Source organism: Aeromonas sp. ANP5 (genome assembly GCF_963870295.1).
Taxonomy (GTDB): Bacteria; Pseudomonadota; Gammaproteobacteria; order Enterobacterales; family Aeromonadaceae; genus Aeromonas; species Aeromonas veronii.
Genome location: NZ_CAWMRY010000012.1, coordinates 46,051 through 71,194, shown reverse-complemented (window position 1 = coordinate 71,194; position 25,144 = coordinate 46,051). Strand labels below are relative to the sequence as shown.

22 protein-coding genes are annotated in these 25,144 nt (G+C 61.8%); 17 read left to right on the top strand and 5 right to left on the bottom strand.

Annotation, left to right across the window (positions count from 1 at the left end; all coding sequences use genetic code 11):
• The first annotated feature begins 91 nt into the window (after positions 1–91).
• The gene (locus AACT07_RS09205) at positions 92–859 is read left to right on the top strand and encodes a hypothetical protein (protein WP_069527354.1); all 768 of its coding nucleotides are present in this window, start codon (positions 92–94) and stop codon (positions 857–859) included.
• Positions 846–1,292, top strand: a complete 447-nt coding sequence (locus AACT07_RS09200; protein WP_047435176.1) for a hypothetical protein — start codon at positions 846–848, stop codon at positions 1,290–1,292. The genes AACT07_RS09205 and AACT07_RS09200 overlap by 14 nt, the downstream gene beginning before the upstream one ends.
• Here the strand turns inward: AACT07_RS09200 and AACT07_RS09195 are convergent.
• Genes AACT07_RS09195 through AACT07_RS09180 form a run of 4 tightly spaced genes read right to left on the bottom strand, consistent with a single transcriptional unit; the run spans position 1,270 to position 6,246 of the window.
• Complete coding sequence (locus AACT07_RS09195; RefSeq protein WP_069527353.1) at positions 1,270–1,746, bottom strand: hypothetical protein; 477 nt, start codon at positions 1,744–1,746, stop codon at positions 1,270–1,272. The two genes, AACT07_RS09200 and AACT07_RS09195, sit on opposite strands and share 23 nt — an antisense overlap.
• An 11-nt stretch (positions 1,747–1,757) precedes the next feature.
• Complete coding sequence (locus AACT07_RS09190) at positions 1,758–4,298, bottom strand: hypothetical protein (RefSeq protein ID WP_069527352.1); 2,541 nt, start codon at positions 4,296–4,298, stop codon at positions 1,758–1,760.
• Complete coding sequence (locus AACT07_RS09185; RefSeq protein WP_069527350.1) at positions 4,295–5,494, bottom strand: glycosyltransferase; 1,200 nt, start codon at positions 5,492–5,494, stop codon at positions 4,295–4,297. Before AACT07_RS09185 ends, AACT07_RS09190 begins: the two co-directional genes overlap by 4 nt.
• A complete protein-coding gene (locus tag AACT07_RS09180; RefSeq protein WP_069527349.1) occupies positions 5,491–6,246 on the bottom strand; it encodes an acyltransferase in 756 nt (251 codons plus the stop codon). The genes AACT07_RS09185 and AACT07_RS09180 overlap by 4 nt, the downstream gene beginning before the upstream one ends.
• Before the next feature lie 299 nt (positions 6,247–6,545).
• Here AACT07_RS09180 and AACT07_RS09175 point away from each other — a divergent pair, with 299 nt between their 5' ends.
• The 4 genes from AACT07_RS09175 to AACT07_RS09160 are packed head-to-tail and all read left to right on the top strand — an operon-like array spanning position 6,546 to position 11,676.
• A complete protein-coding gene (locus AACT07_RS09175; RefSeq protein ID WP_042080505.1) occupies positions 6,546–7,865 on the top strand; it encodes a lipopolysaccharide biosynthesis protein in 1,320 nt (439 codons plus the stop codon).
• Complete coding sequence (locus AACT07_RS09170) at positions 7,853–9,259, top strand: O-antigen ligase family protein (protein ID WP_083249940.1); 1,407 nt, start codon at positions 7,853–7,855, stop codon at positions 9,257–9,259. The genes AACT07_RS09175 and AACT07_RS09170 overlap by 13 nt, the downstream gene beginning before the upstream one ends.
• Positions 9,256–10,527 carry a glycosyltransferase family 4 protein gene (locus AACT07_RS09165; protein WP_069527347.1) on the top strand — a complete coding sequence of 424 codons (1,272 nt, stop codon included), beginning with the start codon at positions 9,256–9,258 and terminating at the stop codon, positions 10,525–10,527. The genes AACT07_RS09170 and AACT07_RS09165 overlap by 4 nt, the downstream gene beginning before the upstream one ends.
• A 12-nt stretch (positions 10,528–10,539) precedes the next feature.
• On the top strand, positions 10,540–11,676 hold the full coding sequence (locus AACT07_RS09160; RefSeq protein ID WP_069527346.1) for a glycosyltransferase family 4 protein: 1,137 nt from the start codon (positions 10,540–10,542) through the stop codon (positions 11,674–11,676).
• A 50-nt stretch (positions 11,677–11,726) separates the two neighbouring features.
• Here the strand turns inward: AACT07_RS09160 and AACT07_RS09155 are convergent, their stop codons facing one another.
• Positions 11,727–12,767: a GGDEF domain-containing protein gene (locus AACT07_RS09155; RefSeq protein ID WP_069527345.1), complete on the bottom strand. Its 1,041-nt coding sequence runs from the start codon at positions 12,765–12,767 to the stop codon at positions 11,727–11,729.
• Between the two features lie 1,263 nt (positions 12,768–14,030).
• On the opposite strand from AACT07_RS09155, the gene hybO reads away from it, so the two are divergent.
• From hybO to AACT07_RS09100, 11 genes are all read left to right on the top strand, one after another.
• Positions 14,031–15,164: a hydrogenase 2 small subunit gene (gene hybO, locus AACT07_RS09150; protein ID WP_069527343.1), complete on the top strand. Its 1,134-nt coding sequence runs from the start codon at positions 14,031–14,033 to the stop codon at positions 15,162–15,164.
• A 2-nt stretch (positions 15,165–15,166) separates the two neighbouring features.
• Positions 15,167–16,210: a hydrogenase 2 operon protein HybA gene (gene hybA, locus AACT07_RS09145; protein WP_069527342.1), complete on the top strand. Its 1,044-nt coding sequence runs from the start codon at positions 15,167–15,169 to the stop codon at positions 16,208–16,210.
• Complete coding sequence (gene hybB, locus AACT07_RS09140; protein ID WP_021230238.1) at positions 16,203–17,390, top strand: Ni/Fe-hydrogenase cytochrome b subunit; 1,188 nt, start codon at positions 16,203–16,205, stop codon at positions 17,388–17,390. Before hybA ends, hybB begins: the two co-directional genes overlap by 8 nt.
• Positions 17,387–19,090 (top strand): hydrogenase 2 large subunit, encoded by a 1,704-nt coding sequence (gene hybC, locus AACT07_RS09135; protein ID WP_069527340.1) that lies wholly within the window; start codon positions 17,387–17,389, stop codon positions 19,088–19,090. The genes hybB and hybC overlap by 4 nt, the downstream gene beginning before the upstream one ends.
• Positions 19,090–19,620 (top strand): HyaD/HybD family hydrogenase maturation endopeptidase, encoded by a 531-nt coding sequence (locus tag AACT07_RS09130; RefSeq protein WP_069527339.1) that lies wholly within the window; start codon positions 19,090–19,092, stop codon positions 19,618–19,620. Before hybC ends, AACT07_RS09130 begins: the two co-directional genes overlap by 1 nt.
• Positions 19,602–20,117: a hydrogenase-2 assembly chaperone gene (gene hybE, locus AACT07_RS09125; protein ID WP_069527338.1), complete on the top strand. Its 516-nt coding sequence runs from the start codon at positions 19,602–19,604 to the stop codon at positions 20,115–20,117. The genes AACT07_RS09130 and hybE overlap by 19 nt, the downstream gene beginning before the upstream one ends.
• Positions 20,118–20,248: 131 nt before the next feature.
• Positions 20,249–21,859, top strand: a complete 1,611-nt coding sequence (locus AACT07_RS09120) for an ABC transporter substrate-binding protein (protein WP_069527337.1) — start codon at positions 20,249–20,251, stop codon at positions 21,857–21,859.
• Positions 21,844–22,854 (top strand): ABC transporter permease, encoded by a 1,011-nt coding sequence (locus tag AACT07_RS09115; protein WP_069527336.1) that lies wholly within the window; start codon positions 21,844–21,846, stop codon positions 22,852–22,854. Before AACT07_RS09120 ends, AACT07_RS09115 begins: the two co-directional genes overlap by 16 nt.
• Complete coding sequence (locus AACT07_RS09110; protein WP_069527335.1) at positions 22,844–23,659, top strand: ABC transporter permease; 816 nt, start codon at positions 22,844–22,846, stop codon at positions 23,657–23,659. Before AACT07_RS09115 ends, AACT07_RS09110 begins: the two co-directional genes overlap by 11 nt.
• Positions 23,653–24,441, top strand: coding sequence for an ATP-binding cassette domain-containing protein (locus tag AACT07_RS09105; RefSeq protein WP_069527334.1), 789 nt, complete (start codon positions 23,653–23,655; stop codon positions 24,439–24,441). The genes AACT07_RS09110 and AACT07_RS09105 overlap by 7 nt, the downstream gene beginning before the upstream one ends.
• A complete protein-coding gene (locus tag AACT07_RS09100; protein WP_069527333.1) occupies positions 24,441–25,082 on the top strand; it encodes an ATP-binding cassette domain-containing protein in 642 nt (213 codons plus the stop codon). Before AACT07_RS09105 ends, AACT07_RS09100 begins: the two co-directional genes overlap by 1 nt.
• The last annotated feature ends 62 nt before the right edge of the window (positions 25,083–25,144 follow it).

Here is a 25,144-nt window from a genome sequence, read left to right as displayed (position 1 = left end):
CATCCTCTGACTTGGCTTGATCCGGGTGAGGCTGGGCAGGCATGGAACTTGCGACAGCACTCAAAAGCGCTGATAACCGGCAGGAGTTGCGATGGAGATCCGTCCCTGGCAGTGGGCACCCAACTGGCTGCTACTTGGTTTGGCCAATCAGTGGGGCATGGTGTGGCTCAATATGGGCCACTTCAACCTGCTGGTGGTGTTGCTGATTGCTATCTGGTGGCAAATTGCATCGCGGGTTGCACCGAGCTGGCGCCCGCATCCGCTGGTGCTCGCCCTCTTTATCCTGCTGATCCTGATCCCCAGTGCCAGTTGCAAGGCGCTGGCCTGTCTGCTGCTGGTGGCCTCGCTATGGCGCCGTCATCAGAGTGGCGATGAGCGGGCGGTGTTGCAGATTGTGCTCGCCTTTACCGTGGCGGTGTTGTGGGGGCAGCAGGTGTTTGCCCTGCTCTCCGGCCCTGTGCTGGCGCTCGATGCCTGGGGGGTGGGCCAGTGGTTGCAGCTGCTGGGCTGGGAGACTCGCCTTGATGGCAATCGCATCGAGCGGTTGGGGGGCCATGCCCTGATTGTGCTCAAGGGGTGCTCCTCGTTTTCTCAACTCTATCTGGTGGTGCTCTCCTGGCTGGTCTCCTGCTGCTGGCTGGCGCGGGAGCGCCCCCTCTACCGGCAGTGGCCCATGTTGCTGCTGGTTTGCCTGCTCTATATCGGGGCCAATCAGCTGCGGCTGGTGCTGATGAGCCTGGATCTGCGCTGGTATGGCTGGCTGCATACCGGCTCGCTGGCCCAGCTCTACCAGTGGGCCATCATGTTGCTGGTGATGACCATTCTCTTTATCCGGGGGCGCCGTGATGCGTCTATCTAGGGGATATCTGTTGCTGTTGCTGGTGGCGCTGCTCAGTGCTGCCGCCATGGGCTGGCGTTATCAGAACCGGGCAGTTAACGAGGGGGCCAAGCCCATGCTAATGGAGCTGGTCCAGTTGGGATGGCGCTTGCGGGTGGCTACGCCAGTATTGGGCGGCACCTATGTCAGCTATCAGCTGGCCCATCCCCGCTGTGACGGCCTGCTGCAGGCCATGCTGGTTGCGCCTGATCGGGAGGCGATGTCAGTGACGCTGGCGAGTGAAGGGATGAGTCAGGGGGTGATGTTTTTAGGCGAGTTGCACCAGAGCCCGCCGCTGCTCTCGTACCGTCTTACCCAGGGTTGGCGCAAGTTGTGGGGGCTGACCCCTTATCCCCTCTATCGGGTGGCCTTGCCGACCACCTGCCTCGGCCTTATTGCGCCGCCGCTGGGGTGACCGACCCCGATTCACCGTTTGGCAGAATGCGGATCAGCAAGGTATTGGGGGCCAGCATGGGGTCATAGCGGGGCTCCAGTTCAATGGCGCGAGCTCCCAGCAAGCGGGTGAGTGCGGTCAGCCGCACGCTCGCTATCCGCGCACTCTCCAGCATGTCGGTTTGCAGCCCGGGGCCGCTTACCAGCGCAATCCGGGCCGGATCCTTGCGGCCTAAAAACTGATGCAGCAGCTGCTCCTGATCCGCTGGCAGTTGTGTCTCCGCTTGCTGGTACTGCAGTTGCAGCTGGGGCTGTTCGGCCATTTGCTGTTCCCGCAACTGGTTGAGGATCGGCAGGGTCTCATTGACCGGCTCCTGACGGGCGCAACCGGTGAGGAGCAGCAGCGGCAGCATCAGAGGCAACAGGCGGCACAGGGCGCTGTCTTTGGCTGTGGAGCGGGGAGTCTGGTTGGCCATACGCAGTCACTTCAGGAGGATGAGTTGGCACCAGTTTGCAATGTTTTCAATCCCTTGGCCAGTTGTTCAATCTCGCGGCGCCACTGGATCCAGGCGGCAGAGGGCAGTTGCTCTGCCACCTGCCAGCGGGTCGGCAGCTGATCGCGCAGGCGTTCCAGTAGCAAGGCGGCCTCCACCTGATAGCGGGCCTCCTGCTCCAGCCAGGCGAGCCAGCGCAGATCCTCGATGGCTTGCTGCAACAGCAACAGATCGTGGGAGAGGCGGTGCGCCTCGCAGGCTTGCGGGCCGAGCAGCATAAAGTCGCTCTCCCGCCCATCGGTGGGGTCATAGGGCAGGGCGGTGGGCATGCGGCCATGCCACTGCAAATAGCCCTCGGCGCCGCTTTGCCACAGATAGAACCCGGCGGCTCTCGGGGTGCCCAGATTGTAAAACCAGGGGGTGACCTTGTGCCGGCGTACCCGCGCCACATCGGCCTTGTCGGCGCCAAAGCCTGCGTTGATCAGGGCAATCTCCACCTCTGCCAGCAGACCAACCTGACCCGGATGATTGAAGTGGCCCGCGCGGATCACCGCCGGATCCCGCCGTTTCATCTCCCGCGCCAGGGTGGTGATGGCGGGCAGGGTGGCGAGATCCGGCTCATCAAACAGGCTCCATGCCAGCGGTGGCAAGCCGTTGGCGGTCAGCGCCTGTTGCCGCGCCTGCCACTGTTCGAGCTGGCGGGCAGGGTCGCCCCCCCAGCGTTTGAGCGGGGTATAGGCCAGCAGGGGCGGCACAAAGCCGAGCCCGGCCGCCTCTCCCATGATCTCCCGCATCCCTGCTTCATCTTGTGGCAGGGCGGGCGAGAGGCCGCTGATCCCGAGTTTGGCGAGCCGCGCCAGATCGCAGCGACTGGCTGCGGCGAGCTGCTCTTTTAACGCCTCGGGATTGGGGCTCAGCCAGTTGAGATAGGGGGGCGCTTCGACATAGATGCCGACCGGCTTGTTGGCCGCGGGCAGGGTCAGTGGCAGCACCTCGATAGTCAGTGGCAGCTGCACCAGTTGCTGTTGGCTCAGCAGCTGAATATTGCCCAGATAGCGCCCCGCCGGCGCATCGCGTGGGACGGTCATTTGCAGCACCAGACGCCGGGGCACGCCTGCCAGCAGGGTGAGTCCGGCGATCCCCTCGACCAGCTCCTGATCCGAGGGAGCCAGCAGGGTGCCGCTCGCCTGCGGGCGAACCAGATGCCACTTGCCGTAATAGGGGGTCAGCGCCAGCGGCGATCCTGCCTGCTCGGGGGGCTGGATCACCAGCAAGGGGGCCGGATCGTCGGTGGCGGTGTGGATGGCAAACTCCAGCAACAGCTGGCTGCCACGGGCGGCCAGCACGGGTTGCGAAGCCTGCTGCAACGCATCGGCCGCAGATAGCGGGGCGATCTGCAGGGTTGGTGCGGCATCCGTAATCGGCGTGAGGCTCAGCTGCTGCGAAGCTGGGGCTGGGGTTGGGGAATAGGGGGCCAGAGTCCACTTTTCCACAAACAACTGGCGCTGCTTGGTCAGCACGCTTGCGGTAGCGTCGGCCAATACGGCGAGATCTTTTCCACTATTCGGGAGAGCCTCTTTGCGGGTGCTGGCCGGATAGGGGGCAAGCAGTAGCCCCGCCAGGTATTTGGCATCCGGTGAGTGGCCCACCAGTGTGATAGTGAGTGGGCCGCCGGGGTGGTTCAGGGTGACATGAACCGGGCCGCCCTGTCGTGCCCCGAACAGCTGCCAGGGATCCGGATTTGGCAGTGCCTCGCGCGATTGTCCCGCCAGATAGCGCTGCGTTAGCCACTCCTGCGGTTGCCACTGCTCGGCCCAGATGGGCTCGCCATTGACCAGCACGCTGCGCTCGAAGGGGTGGGGCAGGTACTCCCACTCGCCGGGGTCATCCAGCCAGAGGGTGAGCTGGTAGCGCCCCTTGGCGACCTCCAACCGTACGCCATCCAGATTGCGCAGTCCATCGCGCACAAGGGCATCACCGGAGGGGCGCAAGATGGGGGTGGGATGGCCAATCAGCCGGGGATCCCCCGGGCTCAGGGCCTCAAAGCCGGTAAAGCGGGGCGCAGCCGCCGCCCCCAGATCCAGCGCAATGGTGCCCGCAGGCAGAGTCAGACCGGGCTCCCAGTACCAGCGGTGGATGGTCAGCGAGGGGGCGTTATCGGCCATAAAGAGATAGAGCTTGGTGAGTTTGTCCAGCGCCAGTGCTCTGGGTTGGCTGGTGCGCCACTCGCTCAAGGCAAAGCGCTGGGTGAAGGGGCCGGGGGCGACAATCCGCTCCAGATTGACCCGGCTGCGGTAGTTGACCGAGGCCTCGTCGTCGATACGCAGGATCAGGGTTTGCGGGCGGGCGCTGGGGTTATGGCCCTCGATCACCAGTTCATCATCGCTGCCTATTGGCCATCTGTGGGTGCTCAGATCGAGCCGTTGGGGTGTCTGGTTGCCTGTCAGGGGCAGCGGGGTCTGCCCCTCCAGCCGGGTAGCGCCCATCGCTGCATTGGCGCAGAGCAGGATAACCAGCCAAAGCCCTCTGCTCATCCGGGCAGCCCCTTCAACCAGTTATTCAGCTCGGCAGCCTTGTGATCCCAGCTTTGCAGGGCCACCTGCTGTTGGCGCGTGTGGCGCCCTTCGCTGCGGGTGAGCCCCTCCCAGCCACTCTCCTGAAACCAGCCCGGATTGGATTGATCAAAGGCGGCCCGATTGATGGCCTGGGCCAGGCTCTCCCCATCGTGGGGGAGCTGGATCTGATCCCGATAGCCATCGAGGGCCGGAAAATCGGTGCTGACGATGGGTCGCCCTGCGGCCAGATACTCGCGCAATTTCAATGGATTGCAGGCACGGATCTGGGCGTTGTCGACAAAGGGCAGCAGACTCACCTGCCAGTGCTGGGCATAGGCCGCCAGCGTGTGATGGGGACGGGGCCCCAGCAGATGGATATTGGGGAGCCCCTTGAGGGGGGAGATATCGGTCTGGACCGGGCCAATCAGCACCAGATCCCAATGGGGCAGGGCGGCGGCCGTCTCTGCCAGCAGGGGGATATCAATCCAGTCGCTCAGGCTGCCGTAAAATCCGGCAATGGGGCGGCCGGAGGGGAGATCCGCTGGCCGCTCTCTGGGGGGCATAAACAGTTCGAGATCCACGCCGTGGCTGAGGAGCCGGGTTTTATGGGGGGGGAAGCGGCTGGCCAACGCGGGGCTGGCGGCCAGAATGAGGTCCGCTTTTTCCACCAGTCGGGCCTCGCAGTGAGCGATAGCCTGATGATCCACCCCAGCCAGCGCCGAGAAGTCATCGCCGCAGTAGTAGATCACCGCCCGCTCATCCAGCTTGCCAATCAGATCGACGGCGCTGGGCAGGGAGATCCAAAGCAAGGGGCGATCCAGCTCGGGCAACTGGCGCCGGATCTGCGCCGCCAGCCAGTGGCCATTGATCTTGCCCGCCAGCCGACTGCCCGGCAGCGGTAAGGCGAGCGGCGGCAGAACCCGGGGGCTGCTGACCTCTGATGGCGCAACCGACTGGCCGCCAGCATGGCGCGCGCCGCGCAGCACCGCCCCCAGTTTGCGGACGATGCGGGTGAGATCATGAAGGGTAAAGCGGGGACAGCGCATGCCGATGGAGTTGACCCAGAGCACCTGATAATCGGGCAACAGACGCTTGATCAGGTGTTGGGTGCTGGAGGGGTGCTGGCCCCAATCCTCGCCCAGCACCACCAGTTGCGGCAGTGAGTGTGGTTTCATGAAAAGGTCTCCGAAGCGTGTGCGGGGTCGCTGTGATCCTGTGGTTGCAAGGGGCGCAGTACGGTGGCCGGTACCCCCGCTGCCAGCACACCGGCGGGCAGGTCCCGGGTGACGACGCTGCCTGCGGCGACAATAGTGCCTGCGCCTATGGTGACGCCGGCCATCACCATCACCCCGGTGCCGAGCCAGACATCCTGCTCCAGCACAATGGCTCCCACCTGTTCATCGCGATCCGGTTTGCCAAGGGCGCGATCGCGGGCATTGACCGGGTGCCCCGGGTAGCCCGCCAGAAAGGCACGGCCAGCAATTCTCACGTTATCCCCCAGCACTATCTTGCTACCCACCGCCAGGGTGGTTTGCCAGCCAATCCCGACATTGCGGCCAATCACCAGCCGTGGTGTCTGGCTCGATGCCCGGCCGCTGATGGTCATGGCGGCGCTGAGGCGGCAGTCGGCACCGATCTCGATGGTGACCGGACCGCTGATATAGGGGATGCCGCCATAGAGGTAGAGGCGTGGGGCGGGGGCCGTGAGGCGAGATTGAAACAAGGGGGTCCACCAAAGGGTGCGGGTCAGGGTCGCCAGCGCGTTGCTGCCCAGCAGATAGAGCCGATAAAGCAGCCGATGCAGGGGAGGGATCACTGGGCATGACCAGTGGCGGGCACTTTTGGCCAGTCGCCATACCCGGCGAGCCAGTGGCGTTTCCCCCTGTTTGGCCCAGCTTTTCATCCGGTGCAGGTTGATGGTGTTCATGGCGACCTCTCCCTCTGGTGCAGTCCGTTGCTCGCTAAGCAGAAAGCAGGGATCGGGCCAACAGGACGACCCCAGCGTGATCGGGCCAAATGGGGCTAAGAGGAGGGGCAGATTGCGCCGGTCGGTGCAATTTGCAGCCAGCGTTGTGCAAAACGCAAATGCCAGTCTCATTCTGGGCTTGTTCAGGCCGGTTAAGCCGCACAGAGGGGCTATCGCTTCAGGGCGGGAGTGAGTGGCGTGGGCTTTGCATTAGCGGTAGCTGACCCGGAGCAGGATGCTTCGGGTGGCTGGGAGGCCCTATGAAACTTGGTGTGAACCAGATTGCCATGCTCTATTACGCCGGCGGCTTGCTCCTGATGAAGGGGATCTCCCTGCTGATGCTGCCGGTGCTGACCCATCAGCTGCTGCCTCGTGAATACGGCCAGCTGGAGGTGCTGTTGACCCTCATCAATCTGGGCTCCCTCATTCTCGGCTTCGGGCTGGTGGATGCCCTCTACCGCTTTGCCGGATTGGCGAAAGATGAGCAGGAGCGCCAGCAGGTGGTGGCCCGCATGTTTGGTTTGGTCTGGTTGATCGCCCTGGCCAGTCTGGTGCTGCTCTGGCTGCTGGCACCTCTGGTGCAAGCCTGGCTGCCGGTGGAAACCCGCCTTGCGGATGTGCGCTGGGTGCTCTGCGCCCTGCCGTTTGAAGGGGTGATCGGCGTGCCACTGGCATGGCTGCGGATGCGCAATCAGGCGCGGCTCTTTTTCGTAGCGACTGCAGGCAAGGCGGTGATCCAGTCCCTGCTGACCGGCTGGTGGCTCTGGCTCGGCTGGGGCGTGAGCGGGGTGCTGGCCTCCGGCACCCTGACCTGCGTCGCACTGGCGCTGCTGCTGAGCCTCTGGCAGTGGCGAGATAGCGGGATCCGCTTTGACTGGCAGCACTATCGGCCGCTGCTGCGCTATGGATTGCCCCTGGTGGTGAGCGGGCTGGCAGGTTTTGCCCTGAGCGGACTGGATCGCTGGCTGCTGGCCGATGTGGTGGGTGAGGCGCTGCTCGCCTACTACGCGGTGGCGGGCAAGTTGGCGCTGGCGGTGGGGCTGTTGCTGCAACCCTTTGCCCTCTGGTGGTATCCCCGCCGTTTCATGCTGCTGCGCGAGCCGGATGGACTGCGACTCAATGCCCACTACAGCGTGATGGGGTCGGTACTGGGGTTTGTCACCGCGGGGATTGTTGGGCTCACTGCCCCCTTGCTCATTCGCTGGCTGACCCCGGAGAGCTATCACGGGGCGATCGCCTATATTCCGCTGCTGGTGCTGGGGATGGCGGTGCGCAATGTTTCGGACTTGCTCAATGTCGGCTGCTTTAGCGGCGAGAAGAGCAATGCCCAGATGGTGATCAATCTGGGCTGCAGCGCTCTTGGGGTCGCAGGCTTTCTGCTCGCCATTCCCCCCTTCGGGGTTGCCGGGGTGATCTGGACTCTGCTGCTGGTCTATCTGGTGCGGGCGCTGGCCTTTTATCTGGTGAGCCAGCGGTTGCTGCCGCTGCCGTATCGCCTCTCGACCCTCTGGGCCAGTTCGCTTGGGGCGCTGGCGATGGTCTGGCTCGGCCAATGGTGGGCAGGATCATGGCTCGTCTAACGCCGGCCATCTGGGCAAGCGCCATCTGTCTGGTGCTGGCCCTGCTCTGGTGGCGGCTGCCCCATCCCTTGCTGCTACCGGTGCTCGGTCTTGCCATTCCCGCCATCTGGTTTGCCCTGCGCTGGCCCTTCTTGATGGTGCTGGGGTTTGTCACCTTCTCCTTCTTTCGGCTGCATGAGGTGTTCCCACAGCTCTATCCCCTCAAGATCCCGCTGCTCTTCTCGCTGGCCGCCATCGGCGCGCTGGTCTGGCACATTTTGTTGACCGGCCGGATCAAGCCCTACTGGAGTCCAGCCCTGAGCTGGCTGACGGCCTTCTTTGTGATGGTCTCCATCGGTGTGCTGTTTGCCAGCAACCGGGGCGAGGCGATCGCCACCTGGACCGGCAGTTACAGCAAGATCTATCTGATGACCCTGGCGACCGCCTGGCTGGTGCGCACTCCGGGGGATTTTGCGCTGGCGGTGCGTACCTTCGTGGTAGCGGGCTGTCTGGTGGCGCTGGTGGCCCTCTACAACAAGGCGAGCGGGATCGGGCTGGTGGAGGGGACCCGGGTGACCATAGGGCGCGAGCTGGGCTCTGTGCTGGGGGATCCCAACGATCTGGCGCTGGTGCTGCTCTTTCCTGCCGGTTTTTCGCTGAGCTTGCTGCTCAATCAGGGCAATGGGGTGGGGGGGCGTTTGCTGGGGGGGCTCGGCTTTGCGCTGACCGCCGCCGCCATTATCGCCACCCAGAGCCGGGGGGGGTTGCTGGGTATCTGCGCCGTTGGTGGCCTGTTTGCCTGGCAGCGGGTGAAGTCGAAAACCCTGTTGATCTCGCTGGGGATGGTCGCGCTGGTGGTGCTGTTTGCCGCTGCCGGGATCAGCGACCGGGCATCTGGCGGTGCCGCCGAGAGCGGGGTCGATGCCTCGGCCATGGGGCGGATCTACGCCTGGCAAGCGGCCTGGGGCATGGCGTTGGGCCATCCGCTGGTGGGGGTGGGCTTGTCCAATTTCTATTACAACTACTTCTTCTACAGCCCCCATTGGGATGGACTCAATCATGCGGTGCACTCCACCTGGTTCGGGGTGCTGGCTGAAACCGGTTTTGTCGGGCTGGCGCTGTTTATCGGCATGGTGACGGTTACCCTGCGCAGTTGCTGGCGTTGCCAGCTTGCTGGCATGCCTCCTGCAGTGATCACGGCGATGCAGGGGGTGATGGCCAGCATGGTGGGGTTTGTGATTTCGGGATCCTTCCTGACCCAGGGGTTTACCTGGCCCATCTATCTGGAGTTGGCGCTGGCCGTCGCCGCCATCAAGTACGTGCAGCAGGCGGCCACAGAGGTGAAGGCCACCGCAGAGGATCATCAGGAGGCAACCCGGTTGCCGGCAGTGCCACCAAAGGGAGCAAGAGGATGAACGCAACCCCTGTTTTGCTGGTTCACTACGGAGAGGACTGGATCCGTGGCAGCGAACGCTGCCTGCTGGATCTGCTGGCCCACCTCGATCGCAGCCGCTTTACGCCCCTGCTCTGGTGCAATAGCCCGATGCTGGCGGCAGAGGCGGCCACCCTCGGGGTAGAAACCATGGTCGAGCCGTTCAGCCTGCTGCTGGGATGGCAGGCGCCACGTTTTGATCTTGCGGCCCATCGGCGCCTCTCCCGGCGAGCCAGAGATCTCATCACCGAGCGGCAGATTGGGCTGGTGCACGCCAACAGCGCGGCCCCTTGTCAGTGGCTGGCGGGGGTCTGTCGGGCGTTGCAGGTACCGCTGGTGTGCCACCTCCATGCCCGTTACCAGCCAAGAGACAGGTTCAGCCTGCGGGTTCATCAGGCAAGCGTGCTGATCGGGGTGAGCGAGCCGGTGTTGACCGGTTGGCGCCAGGATGGCTGCGCGGCCGATCGGTTGATCCGGGTACCCAACGGGGTGGATGCCGCTCGCCTGAATGGCGGTGCTCACTGGCCGGTCGTCGGCATGCTGGGCTTGCCACCGGGGGATATGATCATCGCAACCGTTGGCTCATTGATCAAACGCAAGGGGATTGATCTGCTGATCCGCTCGCTGGCTGCCCTGATGGCATCGGGGGAGGAGGCTCAGTTGCTGATCATTGGCAGCGGCCCGGAGCGGGAAGCATTGATGGCGTTGGCTGTCGAACTCGGGGTGGCCGAGCGCGTCCACTTTTTGGGCGAGCGGCCGGACAGTGCCGCGATCTTGCGGGGCGGGGTGGATCTGCTGGTCTCTGGAGCCCGTGAGGAGGTGTTTGGTCTGACGTTGGCGGAGGCGGGCATGTTGGGGCTCCCGGTCAGTGCCTATCGGGTGGGCGGCATCCCTGAAGTAGTGGAGGAGGGGGTGACCGGTTTGCTGGCAACCCCGGGGGATTGGGCCGAGATGGCTGATCACTGGCGGCAATTGAGCAATCCGCAGCGCCGATGTGAAATGGGGCGGGCCGCTCAGTTGCGTGCCGCACAGTTGTTCACGGTGGCGCGCTATGTCGACGGGGTCACGGCGGTGTGGGACGCCGCGCGGGCTGGTCGTTGGCACTCAACGGCCCCCGCGCCCTATCGCACACTCATTCATTGGGCGGGGCAACGACTCCTTGCCAGAGGGCGCAATATGCTGGCGAGTGGGATGGCTAAAGTGGCGCAAAAAGTGCAACTGGGGTTTGGCCGCCGCAAGGTGCCAGAGTAAGGGAGCAGCAAGATGAGCATGCAAACTGAGCCGGTGTTTGGAAAGATCATCGTCGTGGATCCCATCCCGTTTCGCGGTGGCTCCAAGGTTGCGACCGAAGTGCTGCTCAATGAGTTGGCCAAGCGGATGCCCGGGCTCACATGCCATGTGCTGACCCAGGATCCCGACTCCTGGTCCCGTTGCCAGCATCATCCCCTTTGGCTGCCCCACATATTGAAGGGGCGGGAGTCCGGCATCGGTTATCTGCTCAAACAGGGGTGGCAGACCCTGCTGATCCTCTGGCTGATGTTGCGTTTGGGGGAGGTGACGTGCCTGGTGGCGGCGTCCGGGCCGGGGGTGGATCTCTGCTGTTACTGGGCGGCCCGCTGGTTGCGGTGCCGGGTGGTTCAGCTGATCCATGGCCCTGTGGGGTGCTCGGGGCTCTCTGCCAGAGCCTTGCAACGGGCGAGTTTTGTGTTTTATCTCGAATCAACCCGCAGCTCCCTGGGGGCGTTGCTGGCCCGGCTTGGCGAGACCGAGTTCCCGTCACACTGGCAGCCATTTACCAACGGTTTGAGCGAGATTGATTGGCCCAAAGCGACCCTGGGGGGGCCTCGTATTTTGTGGGCGGCTTCGTTGCTGCGCTGGAAGGGGCTGGAGACCATGCTGGCCGCCCATCAGATGATCCCTGACGCTCGCCCCGAGCTGATGGTGTGCTATCTGCAACCCAAGGGCACGCTGCAGCCCTGCAGCCAGCCTCAGCCACAGTTGCCAGACACGCACTGGTATGCCAACCCCGCCAATCTTGACGAGATCCGATCTCGATGCGGCATTTTTGTCTCCACCAGTCATCAGGAACCCTTTGGTCTCTCCATTCTGGAAGCCATGGCGGCAGGATTATGCGTAGTGATCCCGGCCGATGGGGCCTGGTGGGATCGACACCTCACCGATGACGTGAATTGCCGCAAATATCAGCCAAACGATCCCGGCGATCTGGCGCAGGTGCTGGCCAGCCTCAATGCCATGCCCGACGTGGTCAAGCGACTTGGCCATCATGCCCGCCTGCATGCCATGGTCCATTACAACGCGGCGGATACCTACCAAAGCACACTGGATCAGTGGGAAGGCATGTTGCGATGGGATGCGTTGAGCCTTGCCGTGCATGGTTAGCGCGCAGTGGTTCCCCACGGAGAGGATGGGGGGGTATGAGGGATTTATGGTCAGACTGGTTGCGGGAAGCTGGGTGACTCCGCCACTCTGATGCAGTTACGGCCGGATGATTTGGCGGTGTAGAGCGCAGCATCAGCCAGTTTGACCAGTTCAGATGGCTGCCAGTAACTCGATGGTCTGAGGCAGGCGACACCCATGCTAACGGTCACCAGACCGGTGGTATTTTGTGCGTGTGGCTGCGCGAGTGCAAAAATCAGTCGCTGGATATGTTGGGCAATTTCATAGGCGGATTGACGCTCGACATGTGGCAACAGGATGACAAATTCCTCTCCGCCGTAGCGGGCCACCAACTCCCCCGAGCGGCGCCCGGATTGCGCCAGGGTATGGGCCAGCAATCGAAGGCACTCGTCACCGGCAACGTGGCCATAGAGGTCGTTGAACTGCTTGAAATGATCGATGTCGAGCATGATGAGCGCAATCGGCATCTCTGTCTGAATACAGCGCTCCCAGGCCTGGTTCAATGAGTTGTCGAACAGACGACGGTTGCCGATGTTGGTGAGCCCGTCGGTATTGCTGAGCGCTTCCAGTTTCCGGTTCGCTTCCGCCAGCTCCTTGGTTCTGAGCTCGATAATGAGCTCCAGCTCATGTTGGCGCTCCTCCAGACTGGTCATCGGGTAAATTTCGCTTTCCCGAGCCGCACTGTAAGGGATGGAGATACTGCTGTGAGCAATTTTCCACGCCATGGCTTCGTGTCGAAAAATCAGCACCAGCCTGGCGGTTCTGCGGGAGAGGATAGGTTCTGATTTCGGTAGATGGATATGAAAGAAGGCGGTGACCGCCACCACATCAGCGGCCAGATCTTGCAGGGTCACATCGAGTGTTTCCAGGCGGATCCTGCCCGGGATCTGGGCAAAATCACGGCGGGTTATCCGGATCCACTCATCTTTATCGGTAACCAGAACATCACTGCTGCCGGCAAAACCGCTGAAATTGTCGCTAAACCGCGTGGTGAGCCGATCATCCCGTGATGAATACAGCTCGATGTACTCATCAAACAGTGAACGGATCAACTGTTCCCGTTCAGTGGTCATTGCGCTGGGCCCATGTGAAGTGGTCACGTTTTTCAAACGTTCGATTAAACTATAGTCAATTATGTCATTTTAATTGGCTATCTATCTTGATTTTTCTCGTTTTTTTGTTCAATTCCCGCACTTGGCAAGTGTCCATTGGGCCAGCCAGAAACAAGGCTCCATGGCGTGGTTATCAGAGGCAGTCAGGGGGAGGCTTCTCTCTGCAACGGCGGCCGCTTCGGGCTGCATTTCACGAGCTGAGCAGGGCTGTCAACGAGTTCGAGTTCGATCAGGCAAGGTAGTGGCTGGAGCCACTGCTCGGGTGATGATTGACACACATATCGTTTGTCATGTTCATCATCATCCCCGCTCATTTCTTTTTGCTGCAGTTGAACAAGAATAATTATCATCTATATCGATGGAGATGGATATTTACGCTCTGGTTAATTAAGCGGGGTGACGTGAAGGTAAATAGTGTGAAGGTGGTCGGTAACATCTGTAACCGGATGAGCGAATGCATCGCGAGTTAAATATGATGTCTATGTTGCAGACAGCCTTCCACCTTGCCTTTTCTCTTACCATTAATTTGAATGCAGATTCACGATGATGCGTAAACATATCCGTGATCGCGATATTTTACTCACCAGCATCCAAGACGATAAAGAGTGGGGGGCAGGTCATACTGATATGCATACCTCGGTGGCATCTTTTCATTAAGCGGTGTTAAACGTCAGGGAGGACAAGCGGGGTTGTGCTGTGTGGGCTCGCAGTAGAACGTGTCGCACTGAAGCGCAGGTAAAATGCAAACTGAAACCAAGCGACATGCAGGTAAATCGTGCCGTGAAGGCCGTGCTTGCTACCGGTGGCAGCTGGCCGTGAGACAGTTTTGGTATGGGGAGGCAAGTCAGGAGGTTGTCCCGTGGATGACTGCATGAAATATGCAATGGAATGAGTAAAGATATATTCAATGGATCATTTATTGGTGGGCATCAGTATTGTGAAATGAGCGGTATAGCCAAGATTTCAATCATGTTAATTTGGCTCACAGTGAAAGAGAGGATATGCAGTGATTAATTATTTAATATCCAATTAAGTTCATAAAATTTACGGGGATGCTAAATATCTCTTTGGGGGTAATTAATTTCATTTGTGATGTGGCTCGCTATGAAAATAGGGGTAAGCCGGTCGAAATTGATAGAGATCAATACTGCAGGGTGGGTGAGTCCTTAGCATTTCCGCTATTAAGCATTTATCAAACAAGTGCTCACTACGGGAATAAGTAGAATGGTCGAGGATAATTTTTTATCGGCTCATGGAATTAATCGCCGTGATTTTATGAAATTGTGTGCCGGGATGGCCGCAACTCTGGGATTAAGTCAGCATGCCGTCGCCAAGATGGCCACTGCGCTCACCAGCCCCGAACGGCCGCCGGTGATCTGGATTGGGGCGCAGGAGTGCACCGGTTGTACCGAATCGCTGCTGCGCGCCACCCACCCCACCATCGAGAACCTGATCCTCAACACCATTTCGCTGGAGTACCACGAGGTGCTCTCGGCGGCCTTTGGCCATCAGGCGGAAGAGAACAAGCACAACGCTATCAAGCGCTATAAGGGCAAGTACGTGCTGGTGGTGGATGGTTCCATTCCCCTCAAGGATGGCGGCGTCTACTGCATGGTGGCCGGTGAGCCCATCGTCGACCATATTCGCCGTGCCGCCAGTGATGCCGCTGCCGTCATCGCCATCGGCTCTTGTGCCGCCTGGGGTGGCGTCCCTGCCAGTGGCGGCAACCCGACCGGCGCTGTCAGCTTGGAAGAGGCCCTCGGCAATATCGGCACCCCCATCATCAATATCCCGGGATGCCCGCCCAATCCCCACAACTTCCTCACCACGGTTGCCTACTACATCACCTACGGCAAGCTGCCGGCGCTGGATAGCAAGAAGCGTCCGTTGTTTGCCTATGAGCGGCTGATCCACGAGAACTGCGAGCGTCGTCCGCACTTCGACGCGGGGCGTTTTGCCAAGGAGTTTGGCGACGAGGGCCACCGTCAGGGCTGGTGCCTCTACCATCTGGGCTGCAAGGGGCCGGAGACCTACGGCAACTGCTCGACTCTGGAGTTCTGCGATGTGGGCGGCGGCATCTGGCCGGTCGGCATCGGTCACCCCTGTTATGGCTGCAACGAGCAGGGGGTCGGTTTTAGCAAGGGGATCTTCCAGCTTGCCAAGGTAGAGAACCCGACTCCGAGGGTGGATAAACCCGATGTGAAGATCCAGGAGGGGGGCTATACCTCGCCCACCGCGACCGGCCTTATCGGTGGCTCCCTCGGGGTGCTGGTGGGGGTGAGTCTGATGACGGTGCGTGAACTCGGTCGCCAGCAGAAGCGCCACGAAGCCGGGCAGCACCCATCACGGGAGGAGTAACCGTGAACAGACGCAACTTCCTCAAATTCGCCTCCGTCGGTGCGCTGGCGGCGGGCACAGCCGTACCCGGCACCGCACTGGCGGCGGCCAAGAACAAGCCGCCCATTCCCGGCGCGCTCGGCATGTTGTATGACTCTACCCTCTGCGTTGGCTGTCAGGCCTGTGTGGCGGAGTGTCAGCGCCTTAACGGCAACCCGGCCAACCCAGCCGGGGCGCAAACCTGGTCCAACAACGACAAGCTGACCCCCTACACCAACAACATCATTCAGGTGTGGAAGAGCGGCACTGGCGAGCACAAGGATCAGCTGGTGGATGGCTATGCCTACATCAAGAAGCAGTGCATGCACTGTGTCGATCCCAACTGCGTCTCTGTCTGTCCGGTGCAGGCTCTTAAAAAAGATCCCAAGACCGGCATCGTTCACTACGACCCGAGCGTCTGCACCGGCTGTCGCTACTGCATGGTGGGTTGCCCGTTCGATGTGCCCAAATATGACTACGACAATCCGCTGGGGGCGATCCACAAGTGCGAGCTCTGCAACCAGAAAGGGCTGGAGAGGATTGATCAGGGCAAGTTGCCTGGGTGTGTCGAGGTGTGCCCCACCGGCGCCGTGATCTTCGGCACCCGCGAGGAGCTGATGGCCGAGGCCAAGCGTCGACTGCTGGCAAAGCCGGGCAGTGAATATGCCTATCCGCGCCAGACCCTCTCTGCCAACGACCCTTACCTGCACGAGGTGCCCAACTACCAGCCTTACGTCTATGGCGAGAAGGAGGGGGGCGGCACCCAGGTGCTGGTGCTGGCCGGGGTGCCCTATACCAAGCTCGACATGCCCGACTTGCCGGAGCTCTCCTCCGGTGCCCGCTCCGAGCATATCCAGCACACCCTCTACAAGGGGATGGTGCTGCCCATGGTGGTGCTGACCGGCCTCTCGGTGCTGATCCGCCGCAACACCAAGAATGGTCACGATCATCACGATGATGGCCATGATCAGGGGAGTGCGCAGATCAAGGATCAGGGCACCACAAAGGGAGGCAAGGATCATGAGTAACCACAAGGCGTATCCCCTCGGCGGCAAGCTGGTCAGCTGGCCTGTGCTGGTGCTGGCCCCCTTTGCCGTGCTGTGCGGCATGTTGATTTTAAAACGCCTCGTCTTCGGGCTGGGCTCGGTCACCGACCTGAACGGCGGCTACCCCTGGGGGCTCTGGATCTCGTTCGATCTCTTGATCGGTACCGGCTTCGCCTGTGGCGGCTGGGCGCTGGCTTGGGCTGTCTATGTGTTCAACCGGGGCGAGTACCACCCGCTGGTGAGACCGGCCCTGTTGGCGAGCCTGTTTGGCTACTCGCTCGGTGGCCTCTCCATCACCATCGACGTGGGGCGTTACTGGAACCTGCCGTACTTCTACCTGCCTGGGCACTTCAACACCTCCTCGGTGCTGTTCGAGACGGCGGTCTGCATGACCATCTATATCGGGGTGATGGCGCTGGAGTTCGCTCCCGTGCTGCTGGAGAAGTTCGGCTGGAAGGCGTCACTCATTCGCCTCAACAAGATCATGTTCTTCGTGCTGGCGCTGGGGGCCTTGCTGCCCACCATGCACCAATCCTCTATGGGATCCTTGATGATAGTGGCGGGGGAGAAGATCCATCCGCTCTGGCAAAGTTACGAGCTGTTGCCGGTCTTCTCTTTGCTCACCGCCTTTATCATGGGTTTCTCCATCGTGGTGTTCGAGGGATCTCTGGTGCAGGCGGGATTGGCGGGGCGGGGCCCCAACGAGAAGTCGCTCTTCTACAAACTGACCCAGGTGATCGATATCTTCCTGATCCTGTTTGTGGCGCTGCGCTTTGCCGAGATCGTCATCCACGACAAGTCGGAGTATCTCTCCGAGTTCAATCGCTTCTCCATCATGTTCTGGAGCGAGATTGCGCTGATGATCTTCCCGCTGCTGGTGTTCCACTGGGATAAGAGCCGCCGGGATTCGCGCATGTTGTTCCTGGGGGCCCTCAGTATGCTGCTGGGCGCCGCTCTCTGGCGACTGGATTACTCCCTGCTCGCCTTCAACCCCGGCAATGGCTACCACTACTTCCCCTCTGCGGAGGAGGTGCTGATCTCCCTGGGCTTCGTTGCCATCGAGGTGTGTGCCTATTTGCTGTTGATCCGGCTGCTGCCGGTACTGCCATCACTTGAACGTGTTCACCAAGATTATCAGGCCCGAGGGAAAGCCAACGTATGAGCCAACGTATCACCATAGACCCCATCACCCGCATTGAGGGGCACCTGCGTATCGACTGCGAAATCGAAGGCGGTAAAGTGACCAAAGCCTGGTCGTCCGGCACCATGTGGCGCGGGATGGAGGAGATCGTCAAGGGCAACGACCCGCGCGATGCCTGGATGATAGTGCAGCGCATCTGCGGGGTATGTACCTCCATCCACGCCATCGCCTCGGTGCGGGCGGTGGAGAACGCCATCGGCGCCAAGGTGCCGGTCAACGCCCAGTACATCCGCAACCTCATCATCGCGGCCCATAACATCCACGATCACATCGTCCACTTCTATCAGCTCTCCGCGCTGGACTGGGTGGACATCACCGCTGCCCTTGAGGCCAATCCGCAAAAAGCGGCGGACATGCTCAAGGGGGTATCGACCTGGTCCCTCAACAGTGCCGATGAACTGACCAAGGTGCAGGACAAGATCCGCGCCCTGGTGGCGAGCGGCCAGCTTGGCATCTTTGCCAACGGTTACTGGGGTCACAAGGAGATGAAACTGAGCCCGGAGGTGAACCTCATCGCCGTGGCCCACTACCTGCAGGCGCTGGAGTGCCAGCGCGATGCCAACCGCATCGTCGCCATTCTGGGGGGCAAGAGCCCGCACATCCAGAATCTGGCGGTGGGCGGCGTGGCCAACCCCATCAATCTGGATGCACCAAGCGTGCTCAACCTGGAGCGCTTGCTCTACGTAAAGAGCTTTATCGACCGGCTTGGCGAGTTTATCGAGCAGGTCTACAAAGTGGATACCGCCATCATCGCCGCGCACTACCCCGAGTGGCTGAGTCTGGGGCAGGGGGCCAAGCACTACCTGAGCGTGCCGGAGCTCCCCACCGATGCCAATGGCGGCAGCTTCCTGATGCCGGGCGGCTATATCGAGAATGGCAATCTGGCGGGATATCGCCCCATCGAGAGTCATCAGGATGGCTGGCTGATAGAGGGTATCGCCGAGAGCAACAAGCACGCCTGGTACAAGGATGACGCCCCCCTCAAGCCCTGGGAGGGCAAGACCGAGCCCAACTACACCGGCTGGCAGGATGATGGCAAATACTCCTGGGTCAAATCCCCCACCTTCTACGGCAAGGTGGTGGAGGTGGGGCCGCTCGCAGACTTGCTGGTGAAACTCGCCGCCAAACACCCGGAGACGGTAGTGCACTTCGATCAGCTGAATGGCATCTACAAGGCGCTCACCGGCTCTGCCATCAAGACCGAACAGCTGCACTCCACCATGGGTCGCATCATCGGCCGTGCGGTGCGCTGCTGTGTGCTCAAAGATACTCTGGCGCACCAGTGGAAGGCGCTGGTGGACAACATCGGCAAGGGGGATACCACCGCCTATATCAAGGCGGAGATCCCGGCGGACAAGGAGTTTCGCGGAGTGGGCTTTGAAGAGGCACCGCGCGGCATGCTCTCCCACTGGATCGTCATCAAGGGCGGCAAGATCGAGAACTATCAGGCGGTGGTGCCATCGACCTGGAACTCGGGCCCGCGCAACTTCAATGACGAGCCCGGCCCCTACGAGCAATCTCTGGTAGGCACCCCGGTGGCGGATCCCGCCAAGCCGCTGGAGGTGGTGCGTACCATCCACTCGTTCGACCCCTGCATGTCCTGCGCGGTGCACGTGGTGGATACTCAAAATGGCGAAACAACTCAGGTGAAGGTGTTGTGATGAACATCCTGATCCTGGGCGTCGGCAACCTGCTCTTGAGCGATGAGGCGGTGGGGGTTCGCATCGTCGAGGCGCTGGGGCGCGAATACCGTTTCGCCCCCGGTATCGAGCTGCTCGATGGCGGCACCGCCGGCATGGAGTTGCTCGAAGCGATGGCCAGTCGCGATCACATCATTCTGGTGGATGCGGTGCGCAGCGGTAATCCGCCGGGCACAGTGGTGACCCTGAAGGATGAGGAGATCCCGACCCTGTTTGGCCGCAAGATCTCCCCGCACCAGCTGGGGCTGGCGGATGTGCTCTCGGCGCTGCACATGACGGGGGAGTCGCCAAAGCAGCTCACCCTGATCGGGGTCGAGCCCGAATCTCTGGAGCCCCGCATCGGCCTCACCCCCGTGGTGGCGGCTGCCATGGGGGAGGCCACGGATCGGATTTTGACCCTACTGGCTGCCGTTGGTGCGCCCGCCATTGCGCTCTCTGAGCAGGAGAAAGCTGAACAAGCACGGGAGGGCCTATGGCGCAGTCCCATTTAAGCGAGGTTGATGCCGTGCAGGAGTTCATCGGTTTTGCCCGCGATCCCGCGCCCCTGCTGGTAGCCCAGTATGAGCGGATCGCTCGCGAAGAGATGCAGGCATTGCCCTTTTATCACGCCAGCATGCCAATCGTGGCGGAGTGTGTGTTGTTTGAAGGCCAGTGGCTCGGCTGCGTGCTCACCCCCTGGATGCTTAGCGTGGTGGTGCTGCCGGGGCCGGATCAACTGTGGCCGGTGCGCAGCAGCAGCGATCGGCTCGCCCTGCAGCTCCCTTGCGGCAACATGACCTTTATGGTGGGTGAATTGCCCGAGACGGGACAGCTGCTAGCCTGCTCCCTGATGTCGCCGCTCGATCCCCATCTCGGTGCCGGGGAGGGGCGAGCGCTGGTGAGCAGCACCCTCAAGATGCTGCTCTCCTTGCCGGTGCAGCAAGGGGTTAGCGGCGTGGATCTGGGCCGCAGACGGCTATTTGGTGCCCGGCGCGGTCAACCGGCATAGTCGCTAGGTTTCACGCGAAATCAAGTTTAGAATAGGGGGCCATTTTGGCCCCTCACTCCCATGCTAAATCACGCATTCCACCTCTTTTTTGAGTGATGATCCGTGAGTGGTACAAAACAAGAAGGATCCCCATGACTGTTCCACGCAATTCTCTTCGCCATTACGCTAGATCTAGCGCTACCGTCCTGTTGACTCTGCTGCTGGGCACTGCTTCTCACGCGGCGCTGGCCGCTGCCCAACCTGTGCCTGCCGAGCTCAAGCTCGCCATCGGAGCCGAACCCACCGAAGGGTTTGACCCTCTGCTTGGCTGGAGCCACGGCAGCTACTTGCTGCTGCACAGTCCGCTGCTCAAACAGAACGCCGATCTCAGCTGGCAGAATGTGCTCACCCAATCGGTGACCCCGAGCAAGGATGGCAAGGGGTGGATCATTACCCTCAAGCCTGACCTGAAATTCTCCAACGGCGCGCCGCTCACCGCCGAAGATGTGGCCTTTACCTTCAACAGCGCGGCCAAGGGTGGCGGCAAGATCGACATGGGCAACTTTGTCTCGGCCAAGGTGCTCTCGCCCATCGAGGTTGCCATCACCCTGAGTGCTCCCCAGAGCACCTTCGTCAACGTGCTGGGATCCTTGGGGATAGTGTCGAAGAAGGATTACGACGCAAAAGCATATGCCCAAAAGCCGGTCGGTGCCGGCCCTTACCGGTTGGTGAGCTTCCTGCCCGGTCAACAGCTGGTGGTAGAGGCGAACCCCTATTACGCCGGTGGCAACAATGACTTCAAGCGGCTGGTGTTTGTCTTTATCGATGAAGAGAGCGCCTATGCCGCCGCCCAGAGCAGCCAGCTCGATGTGGTGCGCATCGCCCCGTCGCTGGCGCCTACCGTGCCTGCTTCCCTCAAGCTGTGGGTGCGCCCGAGTGTGGAGAACCGCGGCATCGTCTTCCCCATCCCGCCAGCAGGCGGCAAGGATGCCAAGGGTTATCCCATCGGCAACGACGTGACCTCGGATGTGGCGGTGCGCCGCGCCATCAACTACGCCATCGACCGCAAACTGCTGGCCGACCAGCTGCTGGAGGGGCACGCCATCCCCGCCTACAGCGCGGTGGAAGGGTTGCCATGGCTAAACAAAGCCACCGCCTTCAAGGATGGGGATGTGGCCCACGCCAACGCTCTGCTCGACGAGGCCGGCTGGAAGATGGGCAGTGACGGCATTCGCCGCAAGGGTGACCTGCGCGCCGCCTTTACCCTCTGGTACACCAGTGGCGACAGCACCCGCCGGGATCTGGCGGAAGCAGTGCGGGCCATGCTCAAACCCATCGGCCTTGAGGTGAGCCTCAAGTCCGGCAGCTGGGAGCAGGTGGAGCGCGAAATGCACGCCAACCCGGTACTGATGGGGTGGGGGAGTCTGGATCCCATGGAGCTCTATCACCACTACCAGAGCGGTTCGGGTGGCGTGGAGTTCTACAACCCGGGCTACTACAGCAACCCTGTGGTGGATAGCCACCTCAAGCAGGCGCTGGATGCCCCGAACTGGCAGGCGGCCGTGCCGTTCTGGCAGCAGGTGGAGTGGGATGGCAAAACGGGCGCCGGAGTGCAGGGAGATGCCGCCTGGGCCTGGCTGCTCAATGTGCAGCACACCTATCTCGCCAACCGTTGCATCGATCTTGGCAAGGGGGCGCCGGAAATCCACGGTAGCTGGTCCCTGCTCAACAACCTGCAGGATTGGCGGTGGACGTGCCGCTAAGTTCGCCCTTGAGTCATTCAGGTTATCTGTTGCTAAAAGCCCTGCTGCGTCTGGCAGGGCTGTTATGTCTGGTCTCGGTCGCCACCTTTGTGCTGCTGAGTTACTCCCCCATCGACCCCATCAAGGCCTATATCGGCAACGACCTGCTCCATGTGCCGCCGGAGCAGTACGCCCGTATCGCCGCCCGTTGGGGGCTGGATCAACCGCTCTGGCTGCGCTACTGGCACTGGTTTAGCCAGGTGCTGCAGGGGGATCTCGGTTACTCCATGCTCTACAACGCACCGGTGGGTGAGGTAATTGGCCAGCGCTTTGCCGCCTCCTTCCTGCTGCTGGCGGGCGCCTGGCTGCTCTCCGGTTTTTTCGGCATTGTGCTGGGCCTCTGCGCCGGTCGCTATCTCAACCGCTGGCCCGATCGCCTGATTTGCCGTTTTGCCTACCTGCTTGCCTCCTTGCCCACCTTCTGGGTCGGCCTGTTGCTGCTCGCCCTGTTTGCGGTGCACTGGCCGCTGTTGCCAGTCTGCTGCGCCTGGACGCCGGGCCTCTCCGCCGATGAAACTGATTGGGCTATGCGAGCACGCCATCTGTTGCTGCCGGTCACCACCCTGGCGCTGCTCGGGGTGGGCAATATCGCCCTGCATACCCGGGGGCGGGTGGCCGAGGTGCTGGAGAGCGACTTTATCCGCTACGCCCGCGCTCAGGGGGATGGCGGCTGGCCCATGCTGCGTTTTCATGTGCTGCGCCACGCAATGACCCCGGCGCTCTGCCTGCAGTTTGCCTCGCTAGGCGAGCTGCTCGGCGGGTCGCTCTTGGCCGAGAAGGTCTTCTCCTATCCGGGGCTCGGCCAGGCCACTGTGGATGCGGGGCTCAGGGGCGATATCCCCTTGCTGATGGGAATCGTGCTCTTCTGCACCCTGCTGGTCTTTATTGGCAACACGGTGGCCAGTTTGCTGCTGGCCCGCATCAATCGGGGCTGGGAGGGCGAGCATGCTGTTTAATCCGCTTCCCTCCATACTGCGGCTGGTTTTTGCCCTGCTCGGGTTGACACTGCTGGCCACTTACGGCTGGAGCCTCTCTCATCAGGATGTGCCGATGGATCTGCTGGCGCGCCAGCAGCCTCCCTCGCTGACCCACTGGTTCGGCACCGATCAGATGGGGCGGGATCTCTGGTTGCGGGCCTTTCAGGGCACCCTCACCAGTCTGGAGCTGGGGATCAGCACGGCCCTGTGCAGCGGTCTGCTGGCCATGGTGGCAGCGAGCCTCTCGCTGGTTCATCCCAAGTGCGATGCGGCGGTGCGAATGGTGATCGACGCCATGCTGGCGCTGCCCCATATGCTGCTGCTGATCCTCATCTGCTTTACCGTGGGGGGCGGTATGCGCGGAGTGATCCTGGCGGTGGCACTGACCCACTGGCCCAAGTTGGCGCTGATCCTTTGCGCAGAAGCGCGGCGGATCGCCTGCAGCGACTATGTGGTGCTGGCCCGCTGTCAGGGGATGGGGGCGCTGCGTCGCTGGCGCATCCACCTTTTGCCGGGGTTGTTGCCTCAGTGGTTTATCGGCACCTTGCTGATGTTTCCCCATGCGGTACTACACAGCGCGGCCTTGAGCTTTCTCGGCTTTGGTCTGGCGGCCCACGAGGCTTCGCTGGGTCTGCTGCTGGCCGATGCCCTGCGTTATCTGGCCGGCGGTGGCTGGTGGCTGGCCCTCTTCCCGGGACTGATGTTGTTGCTGCTGGTTCTGCTGTTTGATCAGGCTACCCGCGCCTTGCAACAGCTGTTGTGGCACAGGAGTGAACCATGCTGAGTTTTGATCAGGTGACCATAGAGGCGGCCCATTACTCCTGGCTGGGGCGGCGCAGCTGGCAGCCTTTGCTGACCGATATCAGCCTGCAACTGGCGCCGGGGGAGATAGTGGCGCTGGTGGGGGGGAGCGGCGAGGGCAAGAGCCTGCTGTTGCAAAGCGCTCTGACTCTGCTGCCGGACAATCTGCGCATGCGCGGCAGCATCTCCCTCGATGGCGTGCCCCTGTGCGATGCCAGTAGGGCCCGTCTGCGCGGGCACACCCTCTGCTATGTGCCACAGGGGGTAAGCGCCCTCAATCCATTGCTGACGGTAGAGCGCCAGCTGGGCCGGGCGGCGCGCCTCTGCGGCCAGAGCGGTTCTCGCGAGCGGCTCGGCGAGCAGTTGCTGCGCTACCAGCTGCCCGCGACCACCCTGGACAGATTCCCGCGCCAGCTCTCCGGCGGCATGGCCAAGCGTATTCTGGCCTGCACTGCGGCGCTCGGCGGTGCCCGCTACATTCTGGCAGACGAGATCACCGCCTGGCTCGATGAGGGGCTGGCCTGCCAACTCCTCACCCAGTTGCGCGAGATTGCAGAGCAAGGCAGCGGTATCCTCTGGGTGACCCATGATCTGGCGCTGGCGGTCCGCTTCGCCGACCGCATAGTCGCGCTGCATCAGGGGCAGGTGAGCGATACCTTGAGCTGCCACCATCTGCGCCAGGGGCAGGGGAGCGAGATGCTCCGTGCCCACTGGCAGGCGCTGCCCGAGTTCAACGCGCTCTTTTCTGTGCCGGAGGTTTCCTGATGTTGGAAGTACGAAATCTCACTATCGCCCAGGGGGAACGCCCTCTCTGGCAGGGATTATCGCTGATGGTCAAGGCGGGCGAACGACTCGGTATCTCTGCGCCGAGTGGCCATGGCAAGACCACGCTGGGGCGGGTATTGGCGGGTTGGCAACCGGTTGGGGCTGGCGGGCAGCTCCTGCTGGATGGGCAGCCGGTTCCTGAACAGGTAAAAGGCTATAACCCTATCCAGCTGGTGCCCCAGCACCCGGAACTCACCTTCAATCCCTATCGCACCACCGGGCAGGCGCTGTGGGATGTATGGCGCCCCGATGACGCCATGCTTGCCCGCTTTATGGTCAAGCCTGAATGGCTCGGTCGTAAACCCGGTCAACTCTCCGGTGGTGAGCTGGCCCGCATCGCGTTGTTGCGTGCCCTCGCTCCCCGCACCCGGTTGCTGATTGCCGACGAGGTGACTGCCCAGCTGGATCCGCAAATCCAGCGTCAGCTCTGGCGGGAGCTGATGGTTGAGTGCGAGCAGCGCGGGCTTGGGATACTTGTCTTCAGTCACCAGCAGGCATTATTGCGCCAGATCTGCCATCGGGTGCTGCGCTTTGGTGAGGCGCCTGCTGAGGCGGAGTCTATGGCCCGCAGCGTGGCCTGAAGATTGGTGTTCCCCCTCATCCCCAGCCCTTCTCCCGCAAGGGGAGAAGGGAGTTGAAGGTG

Excerpts from the sequence above, each read along its gene's own strand:
- AACT07_RS09200 (WP_047435176.1), top strand. The coding sequence starts at position 846 with ATGCGTCTATCTAGGGGATATCTGTTGCTGTTGCTGGTGGCGCTGCTC.
- hybC (WP_069527340.1), top strand. The coding sequence starts at position 17,387 with ATGAGCCAACGTATCACCATAGACCCCATCACCCGCATTGAGGGGCAC.
- hybB (WP_021230238.1), top strand. The coding sequence starts at position 16,203 with ATGAGTAACCACAAGGCGTATCCCCTCGGCGGCAAGCTGGTCAGCTGG.
- hybE (WP_069527338.1), top strand. The coding sequence starts at position 19,602 with ATGGCGCAGTCCCATTTAAGCGAGGTTGATGCCGTGCAGGAGTTCATC.
- AACT07_RS09165 (WP_069527347.1), top strand. The coding sequence starts at position 9,256 with ATGAACGCAACCCCTGTTTTGCTGGTTCACTACGGAGAGGACTGGATC.
- hybO (WP_069527343.1), top strand. The coding sequence starts at position 14,031 with ATGGTCGAGGATAATTTTTTATCGGCTCATGGAATTAATCGCCGTGAT.
- AACT07_RS09130 (WP_069527339.1), top strand. The coding sequence starts at position 19,090 with ATGAACATCCTGATCCTGGGCGTCGGCAACCTGCTCTTGAGCGATGAG.
- AACT07_RS09190 (WP_069527352.1), bottom strand. The coding sequence starts at position 4,298 with ATGAGCAGAGGGCTTTGGCTGGTTATCCTGCTCTGCGCCAATGCAGCG.
- AACT07_RS09185 (WP_069527350.1), bottom strand. The coding sequence starts at position 5,494 with ATGAAACCACACTCACTGCCGCAACTGGTGGTGCTGGGCGAGGATTGG.
- AACT07_RS09180 (WP_069527349.1), bottom strand. The coding sequence starts at position 6,246 with ATGAACACCATCAACCTGCACCGGATGAAAAGCTGGGCCAAACAGGGG.
- AACT07_RS09170 (WP_083249940.1), top strand. The coding sequence starts at position 7,853 with ATGGCTCGTCTAACGCCGGCCATCTGGGCAAGCGCCATCTGTCTGGTG.
- AACT07_RS09120 (WP_069527337.1), top strand. The coding sequence starts at position 20,249 with ATGACTGTTCCACGCAATTCTCTTCGCCATTACGCTAGATCTAGCGCT.
- AACT07_RS09110 (WP_069527335.1), top strand. The coding sequence starts at position 22,844 with ATGCTGTTTAATCCGCTTCCCTCCATACTGCGGCTGGTTTTTGCCCTG.
- AACT07_RS09105 (WP_069527334.1), top strand. The coding sequence starts at position 23,653 with ATGCTGAGTTTTGATCAGGTGACCATAGAGGCGGCCCATTACTCCTGG.
- AACT07_RS09160 (WP_069527346.1), top strand. The coding sequence starts at position 10,540 with ATGAGCATGCAAACTGAGCCGGTGTTTGGAAAGATCATCGTCGTGGAT.
- AACT07_RS09195 (WP_069527353.1), bottom strand. The coding sequence starts at position 1,746 with ATGGCCAACCAGACTCCCCGCTCCACAGCCAAAGACAGCGCCCTGTGC.
- AACT07_RS09205 (WP_069527354.1), top strand. The coding sequence starts at position 92 with ATGGAGATCCGTCCCTGGCAGTGGGCACCCAACTGGCTGCTACTTGGT.
- AACT07_RS09100 (WP_069527333.1), top strand. The coding sequence starts at position 24,441 with ATGTTGGAAGTACGAAATCTCACTATCGCCCAGGGGGAACGCCCTCTC.
- AACT07_RS09175 (WP_042080505.1), top strand. The coding sequence starts at position 6,546 with ATGAAACTTGGTGTGAACCAGATTGCCATGCTCTATTACGCCGGCGGC.
- AACT07_RS09155 (WP_069527345.1), bottom strand. The coding sequence starts at position 12,767 with ATGACCACTGAACGGGAACAGTTGATCCGTTCACTGTTTGATGAGTAC.